Source organism: Parabacteroides distasonis (assembly GCF_004793765.1).
GTDB classification, from domain to species: domain Bacteria; phylum Bacteroidota; class Bacteroidia; order Bacteroidales; family Tannerellaceae; genus Parabacteroides; species Parabacteroides distasonis_A.
In genome coordinates, this window is sequence record NZ_SRYM01000017.1 from 1 (window position 1) to 19,414 (window position 19,414).

At 45.3% G+C, this 19,414-nt stretch carries 11 protein-coding genes and 1 pseudogene; 3 read left to right on the forward strand and 9 right to left on the reverse strand.

Annotation, left to right across the window (positions count from 1 at the left end; translation table 11 throughout):
* Positions 1-174: 174 nt before the first annotated feature.
* Positions 175-1,570, reverse strand: a pseudogene (locus E5342_RS20305) (ATP-binding protein).
* A 111-nt stretch (positions 1,571-1,681) separates the two neighbouring features.
* Positions 1,682-3,349: a nucleoside kinase gene (locus E5342_RS07985; RefSeq protein ID WP_121736024.1), complete on the reverse strand. Its 1,668-nt coding sequence runs from the start codon at positions 3,347-3,349 to the stop codon at positions 1,682-1,684.
* Positions 3,350-3,432: 83 nt separating this feature from the next.
* Here E5342_RS07985 and E5342_RS07990 point away from each other — a divergent pair, with 83 nt between their 5' ends.
* The 3 genes from E5342_RS07990 to E5342_RS08000 all read left to right on the forward strand — a co-directional run bounded on the left by E5342_RS07990 (position 3,433) and on the right by E5342_RS08000 (position 7,754).
* On the forward strand, positions 3,433-5,118 hold the full coding sequence (locus E5342_RS07990) for a Na/Pi cotransporter family protein (protein WP_135959155.1): 1,686 nt from the start codon (positions 3,433-3,435) through the stop codon (positions 5,116-5,118).
* 74 nt (positions 5,119-5,192) lie between these two features.
* A complete protein-coding gene (locus E5342_RS07995) occupies positions 5,193-6,575 on the forward strand; it encodes a S41 family peptidase (protein WP_121736026.1) in 1,383 nt (460 codons plus the stop codon).
* A 165-nt stretch (positions 6,576-6,740) separates the two neighbouring features.
* Complete coding sequence (locus tag E5342_RS08000; RefSeq protein WP_135959156.1) at positions 6,741-7,754, forward strand: AI-2E family transporter; 1,014 nt, start codon at positions 6,741-6,743, stop codon at positions 7,752-7,754.
* Between the two features lie 16 nt (positions 7,755-7,770).
* On the opposite strand, the gene E5342_RS08005 is transcribed toward E5342_RS08000, so the two are convergent.
* The 7 genes from E5342_RS08005 to E5342_RS08040 all read right to left on the reverse strand — a co-directional run bounded on the left by E5342_RS08005 (position 7,771) and on the right by E5342_RS08040 (position 19,372).
* Positions 7,771-11,274 carry a cell envelope integrity protein TolA gene (locus E5342_RS08005; RefSeq protein WP_121736028.1) on the reverse strand — a complete coding sequence of 1,168 codons (3,504 nt, stop codon included), beginning with the start codon at positions 11,272-11,274 and terminating at the stop codon, positions 7,771-7,773.
* Positions 11,275-11,281: 7 nt separating this feature from the next.
* Positions 11,282-12,085, reverse strand: coding sequence for a metal ABC transporter permease (locus E5342_RS08010; protein WP_036618669.1), 804 nt, complete (start codon positions 12,083-12,085; stop codon positions 11,282-11,284).
* A gap of 17 nt (positions 12,086-12,102) precedes the next feature.
* A complete protein-coding gene (locus E5342_RS08015; RefSeq protein WP_036618667.1) occupies positions 12,103-12,522 on the reverse strand; it encodes a hypothetical protein in 420 nt (139 codons plus the stop codon).
* 35 nt (positions 12,523-12,557) lie between these two features.
* Positions 12,558-13,793, reverse strand: a complete 1,236-nt coding sequence (locus tag E5342_RS08020; protein ID WP_135959157.1) for a 3-phosphoshikimate 1-carboxyvinyltransferase — start codon at positions 13,791-13,793, stop codon at positions 12,558-12,560.
* A 630-nt stretch (positions 13,794-14,423) separates the two neighbouring features.
* Positions 14,424-15,236, reverse strand: coding sequence for an alpha/beta hydrolase (locus E5342_RS08025; protein WP_168354467.1), 813 nt, complete (start codon positions 15,234-15,236; stop codon positions 14,424-14,426).
* Between the two features lie 211 nt (positions 15,237-15,447).
* Complete coding sequence (locus tag E5342_RS08030; protein ID WP_135959159.1) at positions 15,448-17,649, reverse strand: GH92 family glycosyl hydrolase; 2,202 nt, start codon at positions 17,647-17,649, stop codon at positions 15,448-15,450.
* A 577-nt stretch (positions 17,650-18,226) separates the two neighbouring features.
* Positions 18,227-19,372, reverse strand: a complete 1,146-nt coding sequence (locus E5342_RS08040) for a glycerate kinase (protein WP_135959160.1) — start codon at positions 19,370-19,372, stop codon at positions 18,227-18,229.
* Positions 19,373-19,414 lie beyond the last annotated feature (42 nt).

The following is a 19,414-nucleotide window of genomic DNA, read 5'->3' on the forward strand; positions in this document are numbered from 1 at the left end:
TGAAGTACCTTAGAAAATAACAGTAAAATCTGTGAAGTAAATTTAGGCATAGTCAACTTGAGAAGCCTTTTCCCAGAGAAGATATACTTACTTTGCCGATGAAGTATATCTTCTCCGGGCATAGGATATATACTTCATCCGCAAAGTAAGTATATATGGATAAAACAGGCTTTTTTATCCTACCAGCCATCGTTCTATATTCCGGGTCTCTGAGGAGAAGTTCGCGCCGATCTTGATCACTTGCCGTTTATCAGCGGCGAAGGGTAGGGCGTAGCCTTTCTCGTCGATCTGCCGCAGAGCCTCCTCTGCGGTTCCGTTCAGCTTGAACTCCATGATATAGACGTAGCGGTCGGTTTGTAGGACGAGGTCGATGCGTCCGTTCGAGGTGTGGTATTCCACTTGCGTGTACAGTCCGACCAGCTTGAAGACGATGAAGAGCACATTGCGGTAATGCAGCTCCGTGTCCCGTTCCGGGTTCCGGCCAATAATCGCCTCGTAAGAGGTATCGGCGAAGAAGCTTTGCAGGCGGTGGAAGAAGGCGTCGTAGTCTCCTGCCCGTACCTCTCTCACAAAGCGGCCTATCTCGAAAGGAGACTTCGAGGCTTGAATGTTCGTATAGAACGGCAGTAAGTATTTCATGAAACCCTCCTCTACCTCTTGGTTGGGGAAACCTAAGCGATAGATCTTGAATTCCGGCTCGTAATCCTTGATCGTGAGGTACCCGCTTTGGTAGATGACGGGAATGGGGTTCCGGGAAGTGGAGTCGATGCTGTTCAGCACGTCGGCATCGGTCTCGGTGTTGGCCATGTCGTACAGGTCGTAGTTCGTTCGTTTCAGCAATTCCACCAGGTAAGAGGGCGTGCCCGTCTCGAACCAATAATCGCCGAGCCGCATATACTTGAAGGTATTCAGCAGGCTGAAAGGGTTATAAATACTCGGGCCACCGGCCACGAAATGATAACCGTCGTACCGTTTCCGTGATGCCGCAAATGGCGGCGTAAGGCTCCCGCAGGATATATCGTCCAGATTGTTGAGGTCGCTGAAGACGCTTACCTTCCCGAACTTGGTCACGCCGGTCAGCAGGGCGAAGCGTATAGCCCTGTCCATGGTCTTCAACACGCCGTAGAAGGGTTTGAGCATGTTCCGGAATCGGTTTTGCGGTAGGCCCGGTCGATGATTCCGGCGAAGCGGAGGGGCAGGGTCTCCTCGGTAGGCCGTGTCCCATACTCCTCCTCATATCTGGACAAAGTATCATTTAATATCTTATACAAGCTGTCAGGGGCGTCGTAGTGGGAGATATTCAAGTCAAAATGCAAGATCGGATGCTTGGTCACTCTTTCTCCAGCTTCTCCATGGCCAGTCCCTCGAACAGCTCCTTCTTTCCTTGGAAATAGGCCTCCAAGGTGGATAGCACCAGGCTTTTCCCGAAGCGGCGGGGACGGCTGAGGAAATAATAGCGTCCGGTATTCGCTAATTGATAAATCAAGGCGGTTTTATCAATGTAGAGATACCCGTCTTTGCGAAGGCTCTCGAAGTTCTGTATGCCGATGGGGTAAATAGTCTGGTTCATATCGTCTTGTGTTTAATGTGACTCATAGACAAAGATATGAAAAAAAGACGTACATGTTTTCGGAAAAACACGTACGTCTTTTTTTAAAGGCTTTATAGAGTATGATTCTACCTAGTACTTGAAGCTTCCTCCCCCCAAGAATTCACGGAGCAAGGAAGTTCCGGGAAGTTCCTCCGTCGGGATGTAATTAAAGTAGCGGAGGAAACGGAGCAGACGATACGCCTCGGCATTCGCCTTACTACTCTCCGGCACTTGCGCGAGGATCGGTTCCGCGAATTTGCGCAAGGCGGCCAGCTCATACAACATGGCGCTATTAAACATAGCGTCCGCATTCTCCTGATACGGAAAGATCCATTTATCCTCACCCCGGCGAACGCTCGGCCAACGGTTGATCGTATCTTCCGCCGAATATCCCCTAAAGCGATAATCCCGGATGATACGGCGCAACAGGCGATTGTCCGTCGTGGGTATCCAGTTGTGATTATCCAAAGAGATAGAGGTCAAGACCGATACATACACTCGATACTTATACTTATCATCGATAAACTCCGTCAGTTCCGGATTCAAGGCATGAATACCTTCTATCACTAAAATAGAGTTCTCACGAAGTTTAAGCTTCCTCCCTTTAAAAACCCGTTGCCCGGTCTCGAAATTAAAAGTCGGCAAATCGATCTCTTCCCCGGATAACAACTTCTTCAAATCCTTATTAAAATAGGGTAAATCCAGCGCATACAACGATTCAAAATCATACTCGCCATGCTCGTCCTTCGGTGTATCTTCCCGGTTCAAGAAATAATCATCCAAGGAAATGCCTACCGGATGAAGCAAGTTAGTCGTCAATTGTACCTGCAAACGTTTGCAAAACGTAGTCTTTCCCGAAGAAGAAGGACCGGAGATCAAGACGATACGGATGCCCTCTTTATATCCATCGGCGATCTTCTCGGCGATTTTGGCCACTTGCTTTTCCTGCATGGCTTCCGAGACTAAAATGATATCCTGCGACAATCCCTTCTCTATCGCCAGATTTAAATCCCCCACATTATCCAGCCCGACGGTACGTTGCAAGATAAGATGCTCCTTATACGCCTCGAACATCTTATCTTGATTGATAACAGGCCGCAATTCCAACGGCTCCGTCTGTTTCGGTATACGAAGCAAGACGCCATCCATATAAGGTTCCAAGTCAAACATTTGAATATAGCCCGTAGACGGAGTCAAGCAACCATAAAAGAAGTTGATATATCCGTCTAATTCATAATAAGAGGTGTAAGGCATACCAGCGGTCTCGATCAATCGTGCCTTATCATTCATACCCCGCTCCCGGAACAATACGGCGGTATCCGCCGTACGGACACTCTTATGGAGGAAAGGAAGATCTGCGTCGATCAATTCCCACATACGTTTCTTGATCTTCTCGATCGTCTCTGGATCAACGCTCTTGCCGTTATGGATCACGCAATAGTAACCTTTCGATATCGGATGTTCCAGATTTAAGGTAGCCGTCGGCCAAATATCATACACCGCCTTGGAAAATATATGGCAAAGCGAGCGGACATAGGTTCTCAACCCGGATAATTGAGTATAGTCGATAAATTCGATATCCTTCGGCTGCCAACAGCGGAAGTTCAAGCTTTCCGTCTTATTATTCACTTGCGCATTCATCGGCCTGTACCGAAGCGGAGCGCCAACCGCCGTATAAATGTCCAACAACGAAGAACCAATGGGTACATCCTTGTAGGTATTATTATTTTTACAGTAAATTGTTATTGTCTCAGACATACTATCTCAGTTATTATTTGTAAATTCGCCCCCTAAAGTTAGGAATATTAATCGGATATACAATCCACTTAAACGTAATTTAAATGGACTATTCTTTTTTTGATTTTCTCCGACTGATCGGTTCCTTGGCGCTGTTCTTGTACGGAATGAAGATCATGAGTGAAGGGTTACAAAAATTCGCGGGTGACAGTTTACGGCGAATACTAACCGCGATGACCACGAACAGAGTGACCGGTATGCTCACTGGGGTGTTAATAACGGCTCTCATCCAATCATCATCGGCTACGACGGTTATGGTCGTGAGTTTCGTGAATGCCGGACTCTTGACATTGACCCAATCCATCGGAGTCATTATGGGTGCCAACATCGGAACCACGGTAACGGCATGGCTTATCTCCGCCCTCGGTTTCAAGGTCGATATCGCCGCATTCGCCCTTCCCCTTTTAGCTTTCGCTCTCCCACTCTTCTTCTCAGGAAAAAGCTCTCGTAAATCAATTGGTGAATTTGTTTTTGGTTTCGCGTTCCTGTTCATGGGCCTTCAAAGTTTAAAGGCAAACGCCCCGGACCTCGGAGCGAATCCGGAAATGCTGGCTTTCGTGCAGAATTATACGGATATGGAATTTTTCTCTATCATTTTGTTCTTATTCATCGGAGCCATTTTAACCATGATCGTACAAGCCTCCGCCGCTACGATGGCCATTACATTGATTATGTGCGCCAACGGCTGGATCGATTACCATTTGGGAGTCGCTTTGGTATTAGGCGAGAATATCGGAACCACGATTACAGCCAACTTAGCCGCATTAACCGGAAACACACAAGCGCGCCGAGCCGCATTAGCGCACCTTGTTTTCAACGTTTTCGGTGTCATGTGGGTTTTGGTGCTTTTCTACCCTTTTACAAATGCCGTCTCATGGTTTGTTACCCATGTAATGAAAGTCAGCGATCCGGCTGTAGCGGTATCCTTTAAACTGGCAGCGTTCCACACTGCATTTAATATCAGTAATACTTTCATCATGATCTGGTTCGTAAGCTTGATTGAGAAGACCGTATGTACGCTTATCAAGTCCAAGGCGGAAGACGAGGAATACCGCCTTCGCTATATCACGGGAGGTATGTTATCCACCGCCGAGCTTTCCATCCTACAAGCTCATAAAGAAATCTCTTTATTCGCCGAGCGTACGGCCAGGATGTTTAATATGGTGAAAGAATTATTCTATGAGAAGAATGAGGAGACCTTCTTCAAGGCTTATAGCCGCGTCGAGAAATACGAGAATATCAGCGACCGCATGGAGATCGAGATCGCAAATTACTTGACTGCCGTATCGGAAGGCCGTTTAAGTTCTGAAAGTAAAGAAGAAATCCGTATCATGCTACGTGCCGTATCGGAAATCGAGAGTATAGCGGATTCTTGTAATAACCTTGCTCGAAGTATCAAACGCCGAAACGAGTTCAAATCCGAATTCACGGAGGAGCAAAACAAGCATTTGGATCATATGTTCGAGTTGGTATCCGAGGCGTTAAATCGCATGAACTTAATTTTGCATAAGCCGGAACTCATACATGATGATATCAATCCTTCTTATAACATAGAAAACGAGATCAACAACTATCGTAACCAGTTGAAGAGCCGGAATATCGAAGATATCAACAATAAGCTGTACCAATATCAAGATGGCGTTTATTACATGGACATGGTTAGTGAAAGTGAAAAGCTGGGCGATTATGTATTAAATGTTGTTCAAGCGGTTATCGAGAAAAAAATATAGCGTATATTTGTCCTTAACAATATCAACAGCCCTTTTCCGTTATTGAAAAAGGGCTGTTTTTAATATAATCCACTATGAATTATAAGTATTATACGATCGTTATCCTTAGCCTTTTGGCATTCTCCGCTTGCGAGAAAGACGATATTGACATTCCGGCAACCGACAATGAGGTGAATCAATGGATCGAGCAAACGATGCGAGAGAATTATCTTTGGTATGCCGAGTTGCCGGATAAAAGTTCCTTGGACTTTAGTCTTGATCCGGAGAGCTTCTTCAAGGGCCTGTTATCCGATAAAGACGGGAAAGAGTTTTCTGAAGGTCATCATTACTTCTCCCAATTAGAGAAAGCGACCGCAACAAAGAGTATTTATGACACGAACAACTCCTATGGATTCGATTTCGCAACTTCCAACCTTAAAGATGGAAGCAGCACCTATAAAATAGCCATCATTCTTTATGTATTGAAAGATTCACCCGCCGAAGAGGCCGGACTGAAACGGGGAGATTGGATACTTGGAGTAAACGGCTCTCTAGGTATTTCCCCCGATTATGACGTATTGAGAAACGGAGGAAGCATATCCCTTCAACTAGGAGAAGCCCAAGGAAATGGCAACAAACTTGTCCCTACCCGGGAAGTCACCCTGAACGCATCCCGAGCGGTAAAAGACACCCCATTCCTAAAAGACTCCGTATACATATATGGCTATAAGCGAATCGGCTATTTGATGTACAACCACTTCGCCTCCGGACCGGACGAATACGATTATAGCGACACAAGTTATAATCTTTATTTGCAACAACTCTTCGAGAAATTCAAAAGCCGCAATGTCAATGAGTTCATACTCGATTTACGCTATAATGGGGGTGGACTTGTCAATTGCGCCCAATTACTGGCTTCGCTATTAGTCCGTGAAAGCGCTTTAGGAGGTCCCCTATGTATCATGGAGTACAACGATAAAAACTCCAATAAAAACGAGACCCTGCCTTTACTCAAAACGACCGAGGTTATGGCAGGAAACTTAAACCTACAACGGTTATTTGTCTTGACAGGTTCAACTACGGCTTCCGCCTCCGAACTTATCATTAACTCGCTACGATCTTATCTAGACGTTCGGGTGATCGGAAAGCAAACTTTGGGTAAGACTGTCGGTATGACAATCTACGATGAATCTAAAAAATATGGCTGGATACTTTCTCCCGTCACTTTCCATATTTATAATAAGGATCGGGAAGCTGATTATGAAGGTGGATTTCATCCCGATGTAGCTATTGATGAGTTCAAGAGTGATCTGGTAGAATTCGGAGATTTGAATGACCCCTTATTAGGACAAGCTATTTACGAGATAACCGGCCAGTCGCCATTCTTACGATCCGCTACCCCGAGAGACAACCGGGAAATCCAATATAATCCCCCATTGTCCTATAAGGATAACTTATTATTGGTACCAAACGACTAAAAAACAAGATATGAGAAAGGCGCATGCAAATTAGCCGATCGCTCAGCTATCAAAAAAAGTATAGCTATCGGAAACCTTCGTTGAAGGTAAACAGCTTCCCAAAGAATAAGAAATCCGATAAACAATGACTTCTCCTTTCTTGTTTTCAGATAAACAAGGGCATGAATGTATATGGAAAACGTAAAAGAACATTACTGGAGATACTCATTGATCACTATCATATTAGGACTAGGGGTAATTTTATTTTTTAAGATTACCTCATTTCTTGGAGGTATACTTGGAGCATTCACCATCTATATATTGCTGCGTGGACAGATGTTCCATCTGACTGAAAAGCTGAATATGAGACCGGCTTTTGCTGCTCTGTTGTTACTAGGGGAAACGATTTTATGTTTCTTAATCCCGATCACATTGGCAATTTGGTTGGTTATCAACAAAATCCAAAATATTAATTTAGATCCGACTATACTGCTGAATACAGGCCAGCACATAGCGGATCTAGTCCAAGAAAAGACAGGCTTTGATGTACTGGATAGAGGAAACTTATTAAAAGCGGCCTCTATACTCCCACAAATCGGACAATTCTTAGTGGGTAGCATAAGCAGTTTCGCCGTAAATGTCGTCGTATTGATTTTCATCCTGTACTTCATGCTGATAGGTGGAAGAAAGATGGAAAACTATCTATATACCTTATTCCCATTCAGTGACCAAAACAAGGATGAGGTACTCAACGAGATCCATATGATCGTAAAATCGAACGCCATAGGTATCCCTCTTTTGGCGGTGATACAAGGTATCGTGGCGGTGATCGGTTACTTTATCTTTCAGACTCCCGATCCGCTTTTATTTGGATTTCTCACTTGTATCGCCACGATCATTCCCATTGTAGGGACCGCCTTGGTCTGGGTTCCGCTGGCGGCTTATATGGCTTTAAACGGAGATTGGGTACATGCCTTGGGATTGACTATTTATGCCTTGCTCGTTATTACGAATGTCGATAATCTGATTCGTTTTATCCTACAAAAGAAGTTGGCGGATATACACCCGTTGATCACCGTCTTCGGAGTCGTAATCGGGTTGTCCTTATTCGGATTTATGGGGATTATTTTCGGGCCGTTGTTATTATCCTTATTCCTTCTTTGCATAAATATCTTCAAGAAGAGCTATTTGGATAAATAAAGAATATCTAATGCAATTAACGCTTCCGGGCCTTTTCCCGGGCGGCCTTTTCCTTTTCCCGCAAAGCTTCCTTGCGGACTTTTTCCTTCTCTTTCAATTTTTGCTTGTATAAGCGTTCCTTCTCCTTGCGCTCTTTTTCCTTCTGTTTCAGGCGTTGCTTATAAGCACGTTCTTTTTCCTTACGAAGCTCCTCACGAGCCTTCAGTTTCGCCTTACGGTCGGCTTCCGCTTGTTTCAGCTTGGCTTTGCGATCGGCTTCCAACTGCTTCTCCCGATCGGCCTTCGCTTTCAACAAGGCACGTTCTTCCTCCGCTTGCTTCTTGAGAAGTTCTTCCTGTTCTTTCACTTTCTGTTCACGTAATTCCTTATTCGCCTTTTGCTGAGCCTCGAAATCCTTACGAGCCTCTTCCTTGCGGGTTTCTTCTTCGGCAGCTTCCTGCTTACGGATCTCTTGGATTTCTTTCAAGGTCATGCCTTGATCCTCAACCGCCGGCTGAACAACAGGAACCGTATCCTTACGAAGGGTATCGACAGGCTGGATTTCCGGTTTGTCAAACGCAGGGCCCTCAATCGTATCCGAGACGACTGGTATAGGCTGTATCTCGGGCTGTCGGACAGGTTCTTGAACAGGCCATTGTTCCTCTTCCGGCACTTCGGCTTCTTCCTCCGTGATCATTTCATCTTCAGTCGCCTCCTCCTCCTTAGCGGCTTCCATACGGGCTTTCCAACGGGCAGCCAGATCCGGTAATTCCTCACCGAAGCTATCATCGAAGAAGGTGATATATTCATCCAAGGTCTTGCCACGCATCAAGGTCTCATAATTATCATCAGAGATCGGTAACACGGCAACTGCTTTATTCAAGGCCGTAGCATAGCCATCCTTACCGTATATCATCTTATAATATTGTATAATCTCGTCGAAATTGATAAATCCTTTGATCGCCAACATACTGATCGGGCCGGCCTGCTCCAAAGCCAAATCAAACTCTTTCACCATGAAGTTCGCGAAGTTATAAGCGGCAACAGCGAATAGCAACTGATTCTGATCTACGCTACCCGTAGGATATATCAAAAGCATCTGATAAGGTGTATTCCGTTCCGGATTAAATACACGAGCCGAATCCTCGGCAGATAACATACCATCCTCCCCCAAACCGAATCGTAGGTTCCAACTCATACCTTTCACACCGCCCTGCACCAAGGCACGTCCCCGAAGAACACCTTTCAACATCTCCCCGGCCAGTTCCGTGACATCCGCGTTCGGATACTTCTCGACCAGCGCTTTCAAGGCATTCTTAAAGCCTTCCGCATCCCCGGCTTGCACATAGGATAACGCATCCAAGAACATGAATTTAGGCATCAACGTAGCCAATGGGTATTTCTCGCTTACGTACCGGAAACTCTTACGGACATACGCTGTATCGCTCTCCAGATAGCGGTCGTAAGTAGCCTGATAGATCGAGTCCTGTACCACATCCATCATCCGGATATTATACTCGTAATTCGGATCAGCTACCGCCACCGCATAATCGCTTTCAGGGAAGGCGTTCATTAGTTTATTCTTATACTCGGTAACCAACGCTGTATTTCCGATTTTCAAGGCCATCAAGTATACTTGATAATAGCTCTCCAAGCGGTGCTCATGATCAGGGAAACGACGTTCCAGATTCTCGAACGCCTCGACAGATAAGGGGATATCCTCCAACTTATCCTTATAGATCATCGCCATATTGTAAAGGCCATCTATAATAATAATGTTAGAGGCGTCTATATCCTCTTGCGTGAAAGGTAGCTGCTGTAGGTAATACTCACGGGTATGCGGATCATCGGCGGCAACAGCCGGCAGGTCACCTCCTATCGAATCGGCCGGCAACGGCTCACCGTCCGGCCCTACTGTGGAATCTCCCTCAGCCAACATCTCCTCATCCAGATTCTCATTAAAGGTAGAGAGTTCCTTCTTACGGCGGCGCCAGTGATCTTCCAACGGACGACGTCCCCATTTACGCTGGAACTGTGTCTTTCCTTGCGCTACAGTCTGAGGATTATAGAAATAAAAAGACGCTCCACCGGCCGCATTCGGCAAGACAACAGCGTTGGTTTCCGTACCGGGGCGGTCGATTCCGGTGCCTTTCGCTTCCTGCTCGGCCAAATAAGCCTCTTTCTCAGCCAAGGCTTTCGCCTCTTCCTCCTCTTTCTTTACCTCCTCAATCTTCTTATCGATAATCGCTAATCGCTCCGCTTCCGGTAATTTAGCCAAGGCTTGCAAACTATCTTGAAGGTGGACCGCTTCTACATGCACAACCAATTCATCCAAAATCGCCGACAATTTAGAAACCCGTTCATAATCCTTGTATTCCTTTTGAATTCCAGCTAAGGCTCCGCTAAAACAAGGTTGCGCTTTCACGTAATCCCGCATCGTAAAATAGATATCTCCCAGCTTTATCTGGCAAATCGCCTTATCCATTCCATTCAATGTACTCTTATCAATACCGAGTTGATAGTTCTTTATGGCATTCACCGTATCTTCCCGGCTGAGGTATACATTTCCTAAAGCGTAGTATACTTGATCCAGATAATCCTTATTCTTTTGGCTTTTCGCCATTTTCTCCAGCATCTTCACCACTTTCAAGTAGTTCGTGCCCGAGAATACTTCCGTCTGACGGATACGTGAGGCAAATTCCAACTCATACGGAGGATTCGAACGAGCTACCTCACCAAAGGTCTTATAAGCCAAGCCATCTAATTCTTGATCCGCATAGATTTGTCCCAAAAGATACTTCATCCGGGTACGTTGCTTCCGGTTTTTCTCCGCCTTGATAGCGGTCTTCAGATAAGGGATGGCATCCTCGAACTGCCCGTTCTTGATCAAATAATCGGCATACACCGCCGCATATTGCTTCAAGGCAGAAGCAGGAATACCGTTCTTGTTCATCTTATCCAAGATATCCTCGGATTCATAGAACCAACCCATCTCGGAATAACAGCGGGCTTGCCACAAACGGGCCTCGGCCACGACCTCCTCGTCCTTCGCGTAATGACGGGCTATATAGGAAAAGGTAGCGGAGGCTTGCAGGAAATCGGCATTGTAGAATTGCGCCTGTCCCATGATCAGCCAACTATTCTTTAAGAAAGGGTTATACTCCTCTTGTTCTTGGATAGCACGTAGTTTGGGATTATTCCGCCAGCCCGGTTTCTTGGCCGGTTTCGCTTTTATGGAGTGTAGCTTAATAGCTTTATTACTTTTCTCGATCGTCCGGTCGAAAGGGCCGCCCGGCTCGGCTTTGTCTTTAGGCTGGGCGCTAATCGGATACATATAGATCCTGTCGGAATAGTTCTCTTTATATCCGTCCTGTTGGCTTTTCAGTGCCTCGTCAAACGCTTGTTTTCCATTGAAATAAATATTATAACGGGTCGTAAAGGCATGATAAAAACGGCTCGCTTTCGTGTTCTTCTTCGTGCTGCACGACCAAAGCAAGAGTACCGTTAATAACGCCACTATGTAGTAAAACCCTTTTTTCATTCTTTAATTAACGCCGTAACAACGGTTTTATTGCTTTCAAGGCCAAAAAGAGGACCACCAAAAACAAGATGATAAACGCACCGGAAGGCACGTTCAGGAAATAAGAAAGAACCAGTCCGGAGACGCAACCCAGAAAGCCGATCGCGATACTTCCCCATATGATCTTCTTGAAGTCGGAAGTAAACAGGTTCACCGTTATTTGAGGCAGGGTCAGCAAACTCATCAATAGCATAATCCCTACCAACCGGATCGAAAGAACGATTGTCATGGCGATAAAGCACATCATCGTATACTCGATCCATTTTACCGGTAGGCCTTGCGTGACAGCGAAGTCACGGTCGAACGCCACGTAAACGATCTCACGGAGGAAAAGGGAGAATATGAGTATCAGCAATACGACCAATCCTAAAATCCACAAGATATCGACCGTAGAGATCGTTAAGATATTACCAAATAGATAAGCGGACAGGTTCGGGGCGTACCCCGGGGTAAGGAAAATGAAGATTACTCCCAAAGCCATACCCAGCGACCATACACCCGCTATGGCCGAATCCTCCCTTACGTTTTGCGTCTTGCTCGCCCACTCCACGCCAAAAGCGGAGAGGATGGAGAACAGCATCGCCATCAAGATCGGATTTGTTCCCAAATAAAAACCCAAGCCCAAACCACCGAACGAAGCATGCGTGATCCCTCCGCTGATAAATACCAACCGGCGGGATACGATGTAAGTCCCGACAACCCCACAAGCGATAGCGGTTAGCAAGCTCCCGATTAAAGCGTTCTGAAAAAAGGCATATTGCAATAAATCCATATGATTCGTTTCCTAAATTAATGAATACGGCGTTCGCCAATGATCAAGAATGCCTCATCTTTCAAGGCATCCGGCAAATTGATTCCTCGTAATTGCAGGCTACGAAGCCAACCGGCCACTTCCACTTCCCGGAGGGTATAAAGCACTTCGCTAAACTCCTCGATGGCTTCCTCATCGTATGCATCCGCTTCCACTCCTTGGAACCGATCCAGTTCCTCATCGTTATAATATTCGATTTTCTTGCTGACGGCAGCCAATAAGCTGTCTCGTTCGCAGGTCTCATGTTGTCCACAGCACTCTTCCTCGATCTCTTGTGGTTCGGGGATCTCCGAGATCTCCCCCCGTTCCAGCATCTTCTGAAGTTTCTTATTCCGGAAATACCCGGCGATAGCGGCTACGACACCCAGACCTATAAGACTTATGACAATGTACCACATAATTCAATTGAAAGTTGAAAATTGAAAATAGAAAATTAAAGGGCTGATTCCCTAATAGAGAAACCAGCGGCCCTAAGATCTTCCCAATAATGGGGATAACTCTTGCTGACCACTTGCGGGTGGGCGATTTCTATTCCCTCGGGACGTACCAAAGCGGCGGGAGCGAATGACAAAGCCATCCGATGGTCCTCGTAAGTAGCGATTACCGGATGAGATGCCGATTCCCCGCGCTCACCATTCCATTCCAAGATGCTATCATTACAATCCGTCAACACATAACCCAATTTACGAAGCTCTGTCTTCAATGCCTCGATCCGATCCGTCTCCTTGATCTTCAAGGATTGAAGTCCCGTGAAACGGAAAGGGATATTTAATAACACGCAAGTCACCACAAAGGTTTGAGCCAAGTCCGGTTCATTCACAAAGTTATAAACCAACTTCTTACAGATATTTCCAGTATGTCTTAACACAACTCCACAGCTCGTATAAGTAGTGCCCACTCCTAATTGAGCAAACAACTTCGCTCCGGCGGCATCTCCCTGCAAGCTATTCTTGAATAAACCTAACAATTCGATCTCAGCATTTTTCGATAACGCCATGATCTCATACCAATAAGAAGCGGCGCTCCAATCGGATTCCACCGTAAAACGAATCGGCTTATACTCTTGGGGGAGCACCTTGATCGTATTCTCCGTCCAAGAGGCTCTCACTCCATATTGCTCCATCAATTGCAACGTGATATGGATATAAGGCCTAGAGATAATAGTTCCTTCCAAATGCAACGTAACCCCATTTTCTGTTAACGGGGCGATCATCAAGATAGCGGATATATATTGAGAGCTGACATTTCCCGGCAGCGAGATCTCCCCGCCTTGCAAGGCACTCCCGAAAATACGCAAAGGAGGATAGCCCTCCTTCTCCATATACTCGATCCGAGCGCCTAAAGCGTCCAACGCATCCACCAATACCTTGATCGGACGGTTCTTCATGCGCTCGGTTCCCGTAATCGTCCATTCGCCCACCACCTTCGAGAGGAAAGCGGTAAGGAAACGCATCGTCGTGCCCGCCGCACCCACATTAAAATCCCGATCGTTCGAGTTCAATGCCTTTACCATCAAATTCGTATCATCGCAATCGGATAAGTTCTCTACATCGTATGCGCTATAACTTAGCGCATTCAAGATCAATGCCCTGTTACTGATACTTTTAGAAGCGGGAAGCTTTACGGTAGTCCGGATAGCGGAACCCGGAGCATTTAGCTGATAATTCATTGCCTTCGTATATTCAAGATTCAAGAAGCAAAAGTACGAAAATTAGCGTACATATGGAGTATAACTGCGGGAAACTTTCTTCTTTCCTCTCACTACATGACTCCTTACATTAACAACGGACCCCTTTGCCGACATGATACAGAAACCGGCCTTCGGCTTTCTTTATGCTTCTTCTCGAACACCAATCGTGACAAGGCGTTCGTTTGAACCGATCCAACCAGTAGACAGGAGGGGCAATAAAACACCCTTTTAAGTGAGAATATTCCCGTTTTCAGGCACGAAAGGCGATGAAAGCCTACACGTATAGTCGCGTTTGGCAACGCCAATACTGCCGTTGGGCATTATAAACAGTCACGAATAGGGTTCTCAGTAGTCGTGAATGGGCATCGTAACCCGGTTAGAACCCAGTCGTAACCCTATCGGATAGCCCAAAGAAGTCAATGGATATGAATTAGGATGAATTATTTTCGCTAGAATGAAAGGCTGTTTTTCGGTATCGTATTATCAATAAATGAATTACTATTTTTTTCTCGCATATTTAGCAACGAATCGTACATAGTCCCGGAAAAATCGATTCTCCGGGACTTCAGTTTACAAAATGTCAAAATGTCAAATCGCCAAATGGTCTTATCACAAGGCATTCATCTTCAGGAAATGCTTCCAGAAAAAGAGAATCTGGTAATCAATAGAATTATTCCAATATTGTGAATCGTGATTACCCGGGCGAGTGATAAAGTCGTGGTCGATGCCCTGTTTCAATAACGCCTCATGGTAGTTTTTATTCACTTCCAAAAAGAAATCACTGTCACCACAATCGAAGATCAAAGCGATTTGGTCTTTCTTCAAGGTTGGAACCAAATTGATAACCGTGTACTTCTCCCAATTTTCCGGATATTTCGCCTTCTCGCCTATCTGTGCACTCATCTCCCAGTTTTTCGGGAAAGGGCGGATATCCACGCCACCGCTAGTACTTCCCGCCGCAGAGAAAACATCGCTATGAAGAAGGCCATTCCACATAGCGCCATGTCCACCCATGCTCAAGCCGGTAATAGCACGTCCCTTACGATCGGCTACGGTCTTATAACGGGAATCCACGTATTTCACCAACTCATTCGAGATGAAAGTCTCATACCGTACATCAGTATTCAAAGGGCTATCCCAGTACCACGTATTCTTACCATCCGGGCATACGAAAAAGATCCCCTTCTCGTCAGCGATCTTAGAAAGATCCGGCTTGATACCTACCCATGTACGAGCGTTACCGCCGTAACCATGCAACAAATAAATCACCGGACACGCCTTCGTTGCGGCCACATCCGGACTTACCACGACTACCTCTATACTTTTATTCATCGAAGGACTTTTCACTTGCAAAGTATCTACCTTCGCCGCCTGCAAACTGAGCGGAAGCAAACAAACCAACGCTACCGCTACCTTTTTCATCCAATCCATATCAGTAATATATTAACGATTAATTCCCCGTAGCCTTGTTTTCAAGGAACTACGGGGACAAATATACAGATTTTACAGCCAAAAACTTATTTACTTAACGAGAAAGGACGATCCTCTTTCGCTGTTCTTCCCAACTTTGTCATTGCGCCACCCATTTTTCACCTAACTGACTGATTTTTATCGTGCGCTTATAAAACGAACATTAATCGACAAACTCTCCAGAAGGAGGATTCGCACCTTCTCCCACTCCCCACTTCTTATTCGGATAGTCTCCCATAAACAATTCTAATGTACCCCCATTCATGATATCCTCGTGAGTAAACCAAGTCTTAGCATACTCCACACCATTCAACTTGGCAGATTGGATGTATTTATTTTCCCATGAAACTCCATGAGCGATCACGGTAAACACTTTTCCGTTTGCCAACTGAATCTCCGATTTATCAAATAAAGGACTACCTATCGTATAAACAGGCACTCCCGGAGAAACCGGATAGAAACCCAATGCGGAAAATACATAGAAAGCCGACATTCCACCGCCATCCTCATCACCACAAACACCCATCAGATCATTCCTGAACCAGCTTTCCATAAGCATACGAATCCGTTTTTGTGTCTTCCACGGCTGACCGGCATAATTATACAGATAAGGAATATGGAAACTAGGCTCATTTCCCATTACGAACTGCCCGACATTACCCGTAGCATCCGGATGAAGAGCGTAATATTGCCATTTTGACATTTTCATGTCCTCAACAAACAACTGATCCAATCTCTCAATAAAAGGAACGTTGCCTCCAAAAAGATCTATTAAATCCTGAATATGATGACGTACATCCCAATTATACGTCCAAGCATTGTTTTCGTCAAAATAAGCCCTAGCCCCGATGCCTCCGGAAAAAATATAGTCGAATGGTTCTATAAACGTCCCATCTTTATCCTTCGGATGGAAAAAATTAGTCTCTTTATTAAAGACATTCCGGTAATTATAAGAACGATCCCGAAAGAATCGACAATCCTCATCTTTTCCCAAATGTTTAGCTAATTGGGCAATACACCAATCGTCATAGGACGCGGCTGTAGTTACGGCTACCGCTTGTCGCTGTTCAAATGGTCCTACCTCCGTAAACTCTTCTTTTTCTCCCGGATGCAAAGCGGGGAACCAGCCATTCTCATGATAAAAATCATCCAAGGCCGTTTTAGGTCCCCGGTACCAAGGGATCATGGACTCTGTCATCACCGTATGTTTCATACCCTCAAAAGCCTTTTCCACATCAAACCGCAAGCCTTTATTCAAGGCATCCGCAAAGACACCTGCCGCATGGTTACCGTTCATGCAATGCGCATCCCCAAATACACAAGGGAAAGTAGGTATCCACCCGGATTGCTCATACATCCGGATATAAGACGCCAGTTTTTGTTCTTGAGCCTCCGGATTCAATAACACTTGCAACGGGTGAAGGGCCAAATAGGTATCCCATACCCAATCATCCACCCAGAAATCCACTCCATTATCTTCATGCACCTTTCCATCGTACGCACTAAAATATGTACCATCCTCAGAGATATTGATCATTCTTTCGTGCGCCCGATACAAGGCGGTATAAAATGTGGTCTTTTGATCCTCTGTTCCTCCTTCAATCTTTATTTTGCCCAACACGTCGTTCCATTTATCACGAGCTTGCGAGGCCAATTTCTCCAGATTGAAATCATTGATTTCATTATATAAATTCCGCTTGGCCTGCTCTACTCCAATATAAGAAATTCCATAACGAACATTTACCACATCCTCCGATTCCGGAAATTCAGCAAATACCAAAGAATGAGAGAGGCTATCAACTTGAATGGGCTGGGCATCAAACTCCAAATAAAAATAATGTTTTATCCCAGCGAAGTTATCATATCCACACAAAGCTCCATCTTTTATATCGATCTCTCCTTTTCCATTAGCTTTCAACAAAATCAGCCGTCGATCCGAATCCTCAAACCGAAAACGATAAATCGCCGATTTAGCCGCTGGCGCAAAATCCACCCCTACGGAGAAATCATCCAAATACACCGAATAACTATAAGGTGTAGATTTCTCATGATCATATCGATATTTTAAATTCCCACCGAAATCCTTAACGTCTCCCCTATAAGGCAACAGCAACAATGAATGGCCTTGCCTATGGGAAGGACTATTTAGGGCCAGTCCCTCCATACGATCCGTCGTAAACTCATTATGAGTCGGAATCATACGCAACATGCTGTTAGGCAGGTGGGTAGTGGGATAGGTAGGCACAAGTAAATGACTGATATTCCCAATCCGGTTATTCACATAATCTACTGGTGTTTTTTCTATTTTACCTATGCAACTACATAATAATAGAAATAAGGTTGTCTGAAATAATAGTTTCTTCATGAGATTGTATTTAATAATAACGATTCTCTAGCATCTATTCTTACCACAAAGATGAAAATTAAAATTGATGAAGCAAAACTATCGTAAACTATTCAAAGTAAGATTCTGTAGAGAATTACATACCGTACTCCCGCATTATAACCAGAAAAGAATCAGTACGATTATGATTTTCCGAATGGAAGTACAACTTTTTCTTTCCCTTCCACCACTGGAGCTGATCGTAACTCTTGGCGTGGTACATTCAGGCCGGCCCCAGCTAACACATCTGTCGAAAACCAAACGACAGGTGCAGTCATATAAGAAAGTTCAGCTGGGTTTCATAGATTCTGGCACCAAGTCCAACCCTGTCTCAAATGAACGAGTTGAATGTGTTTCATCATATCTAAAGCATCCTGACAATATCTTGCTTGCCATGCTATCCTGTATAACTTTCTAAATAAAATGACACACCCCCTAATAATCCTCCTACTAATGCCCCTAAAATAAGGCTATAGACTGGCGATACCTTTCTTATAATCAAGAAAATCGATACCAATAATCCGATAAAAGCTCCCCATGCACTCATTATACCCATGTGTTAGTGATTCATATAATATTGGATTACACGCAATTGTTGTTCCAAGGCACGCCCAATATTCCGGCAGGTGAAATCTTTGTCCATCGCCTGCTCCAAGGAAACCGGATAAGGAAGAAGTGGCAAGACCGCCAGAAACCCGGATTTATTAAGTGCCTCTACCTCCTCTACGGAACCACCCATTACGATAATCGGGATATCCTGTCTCATGCCTGCCTGCAATACTCCGCATGGGGTCTTTCCCATGCAAGTCTGTTTATCCAGTTTACCTTCTCCCGTAATAATTAGATCCGCCCCCCGTATACGTTCATCAAAACGCAAGGCATCCAGAACCATCCGGATACCGGGTTTAAGTTCAGCCTTTAGGAAAGCGACAAATCCTCCACCTAAACCACCTGCGGCTCCCGCACCCGGAATGTCGTCTATCTCTATTCGTCCCGTTCTTTTTATGACTTCCGCAAAATTTCGCAACCCCTCATCCAGCAGACGGACCATAGCGTCGTCCGCTCCCTTTTGGCGGGCAAAGACATACGCCGCCCCTTTCTCACCATAAAAAGGGTTATTCACATCGCAGGCTATGGTAAATGAAGTTTCCCGCAATTGCGATAATGCCCTTGAACAATCTATCTCATAAATCTGATTAAGGATCTGCCCACCCAATTCCAGCTCATTCCCGTCTCTATCAAGAAAACGAAAACCCAAGGCCTGCAACATACCGGTTCCTCCGTCATTCGTTGCGCTTCCTCCTATTCCTATCAAGAAATCCCGGCAACCACGATCCATAGCGTCTTTTATCAACTCACCGGTTCCATACGTCGTTGTTCTCAAGGGATTACGCTCCGATACAGGCACTAGCGTAAGGCCACTCGCCGTTGCCATCTCGATAACCGCCGTACGATTATCCCCCAGTATCCCATAAGTAGCCTCGACCGGCCTCATCAACGGATCATGCACGACACAAGATACGGCTTCTCCACCCATCGCCGTAATCAAAGTATCCACGGTACCTTCTCCCCCATCCCCCACCGGGATTTTCACCACCTCGCAATCCGGAAAAACCTTATGGATCGCCCACTCGGCACATTCAGCAATCTCAACAGAAGAGACCGAGCCTTTAAATGAATCGGAAGCAACAACGATCTTTCTCATCCAATCAGCTTCTTAATATAAAAACAAAATAAATCAATTCCT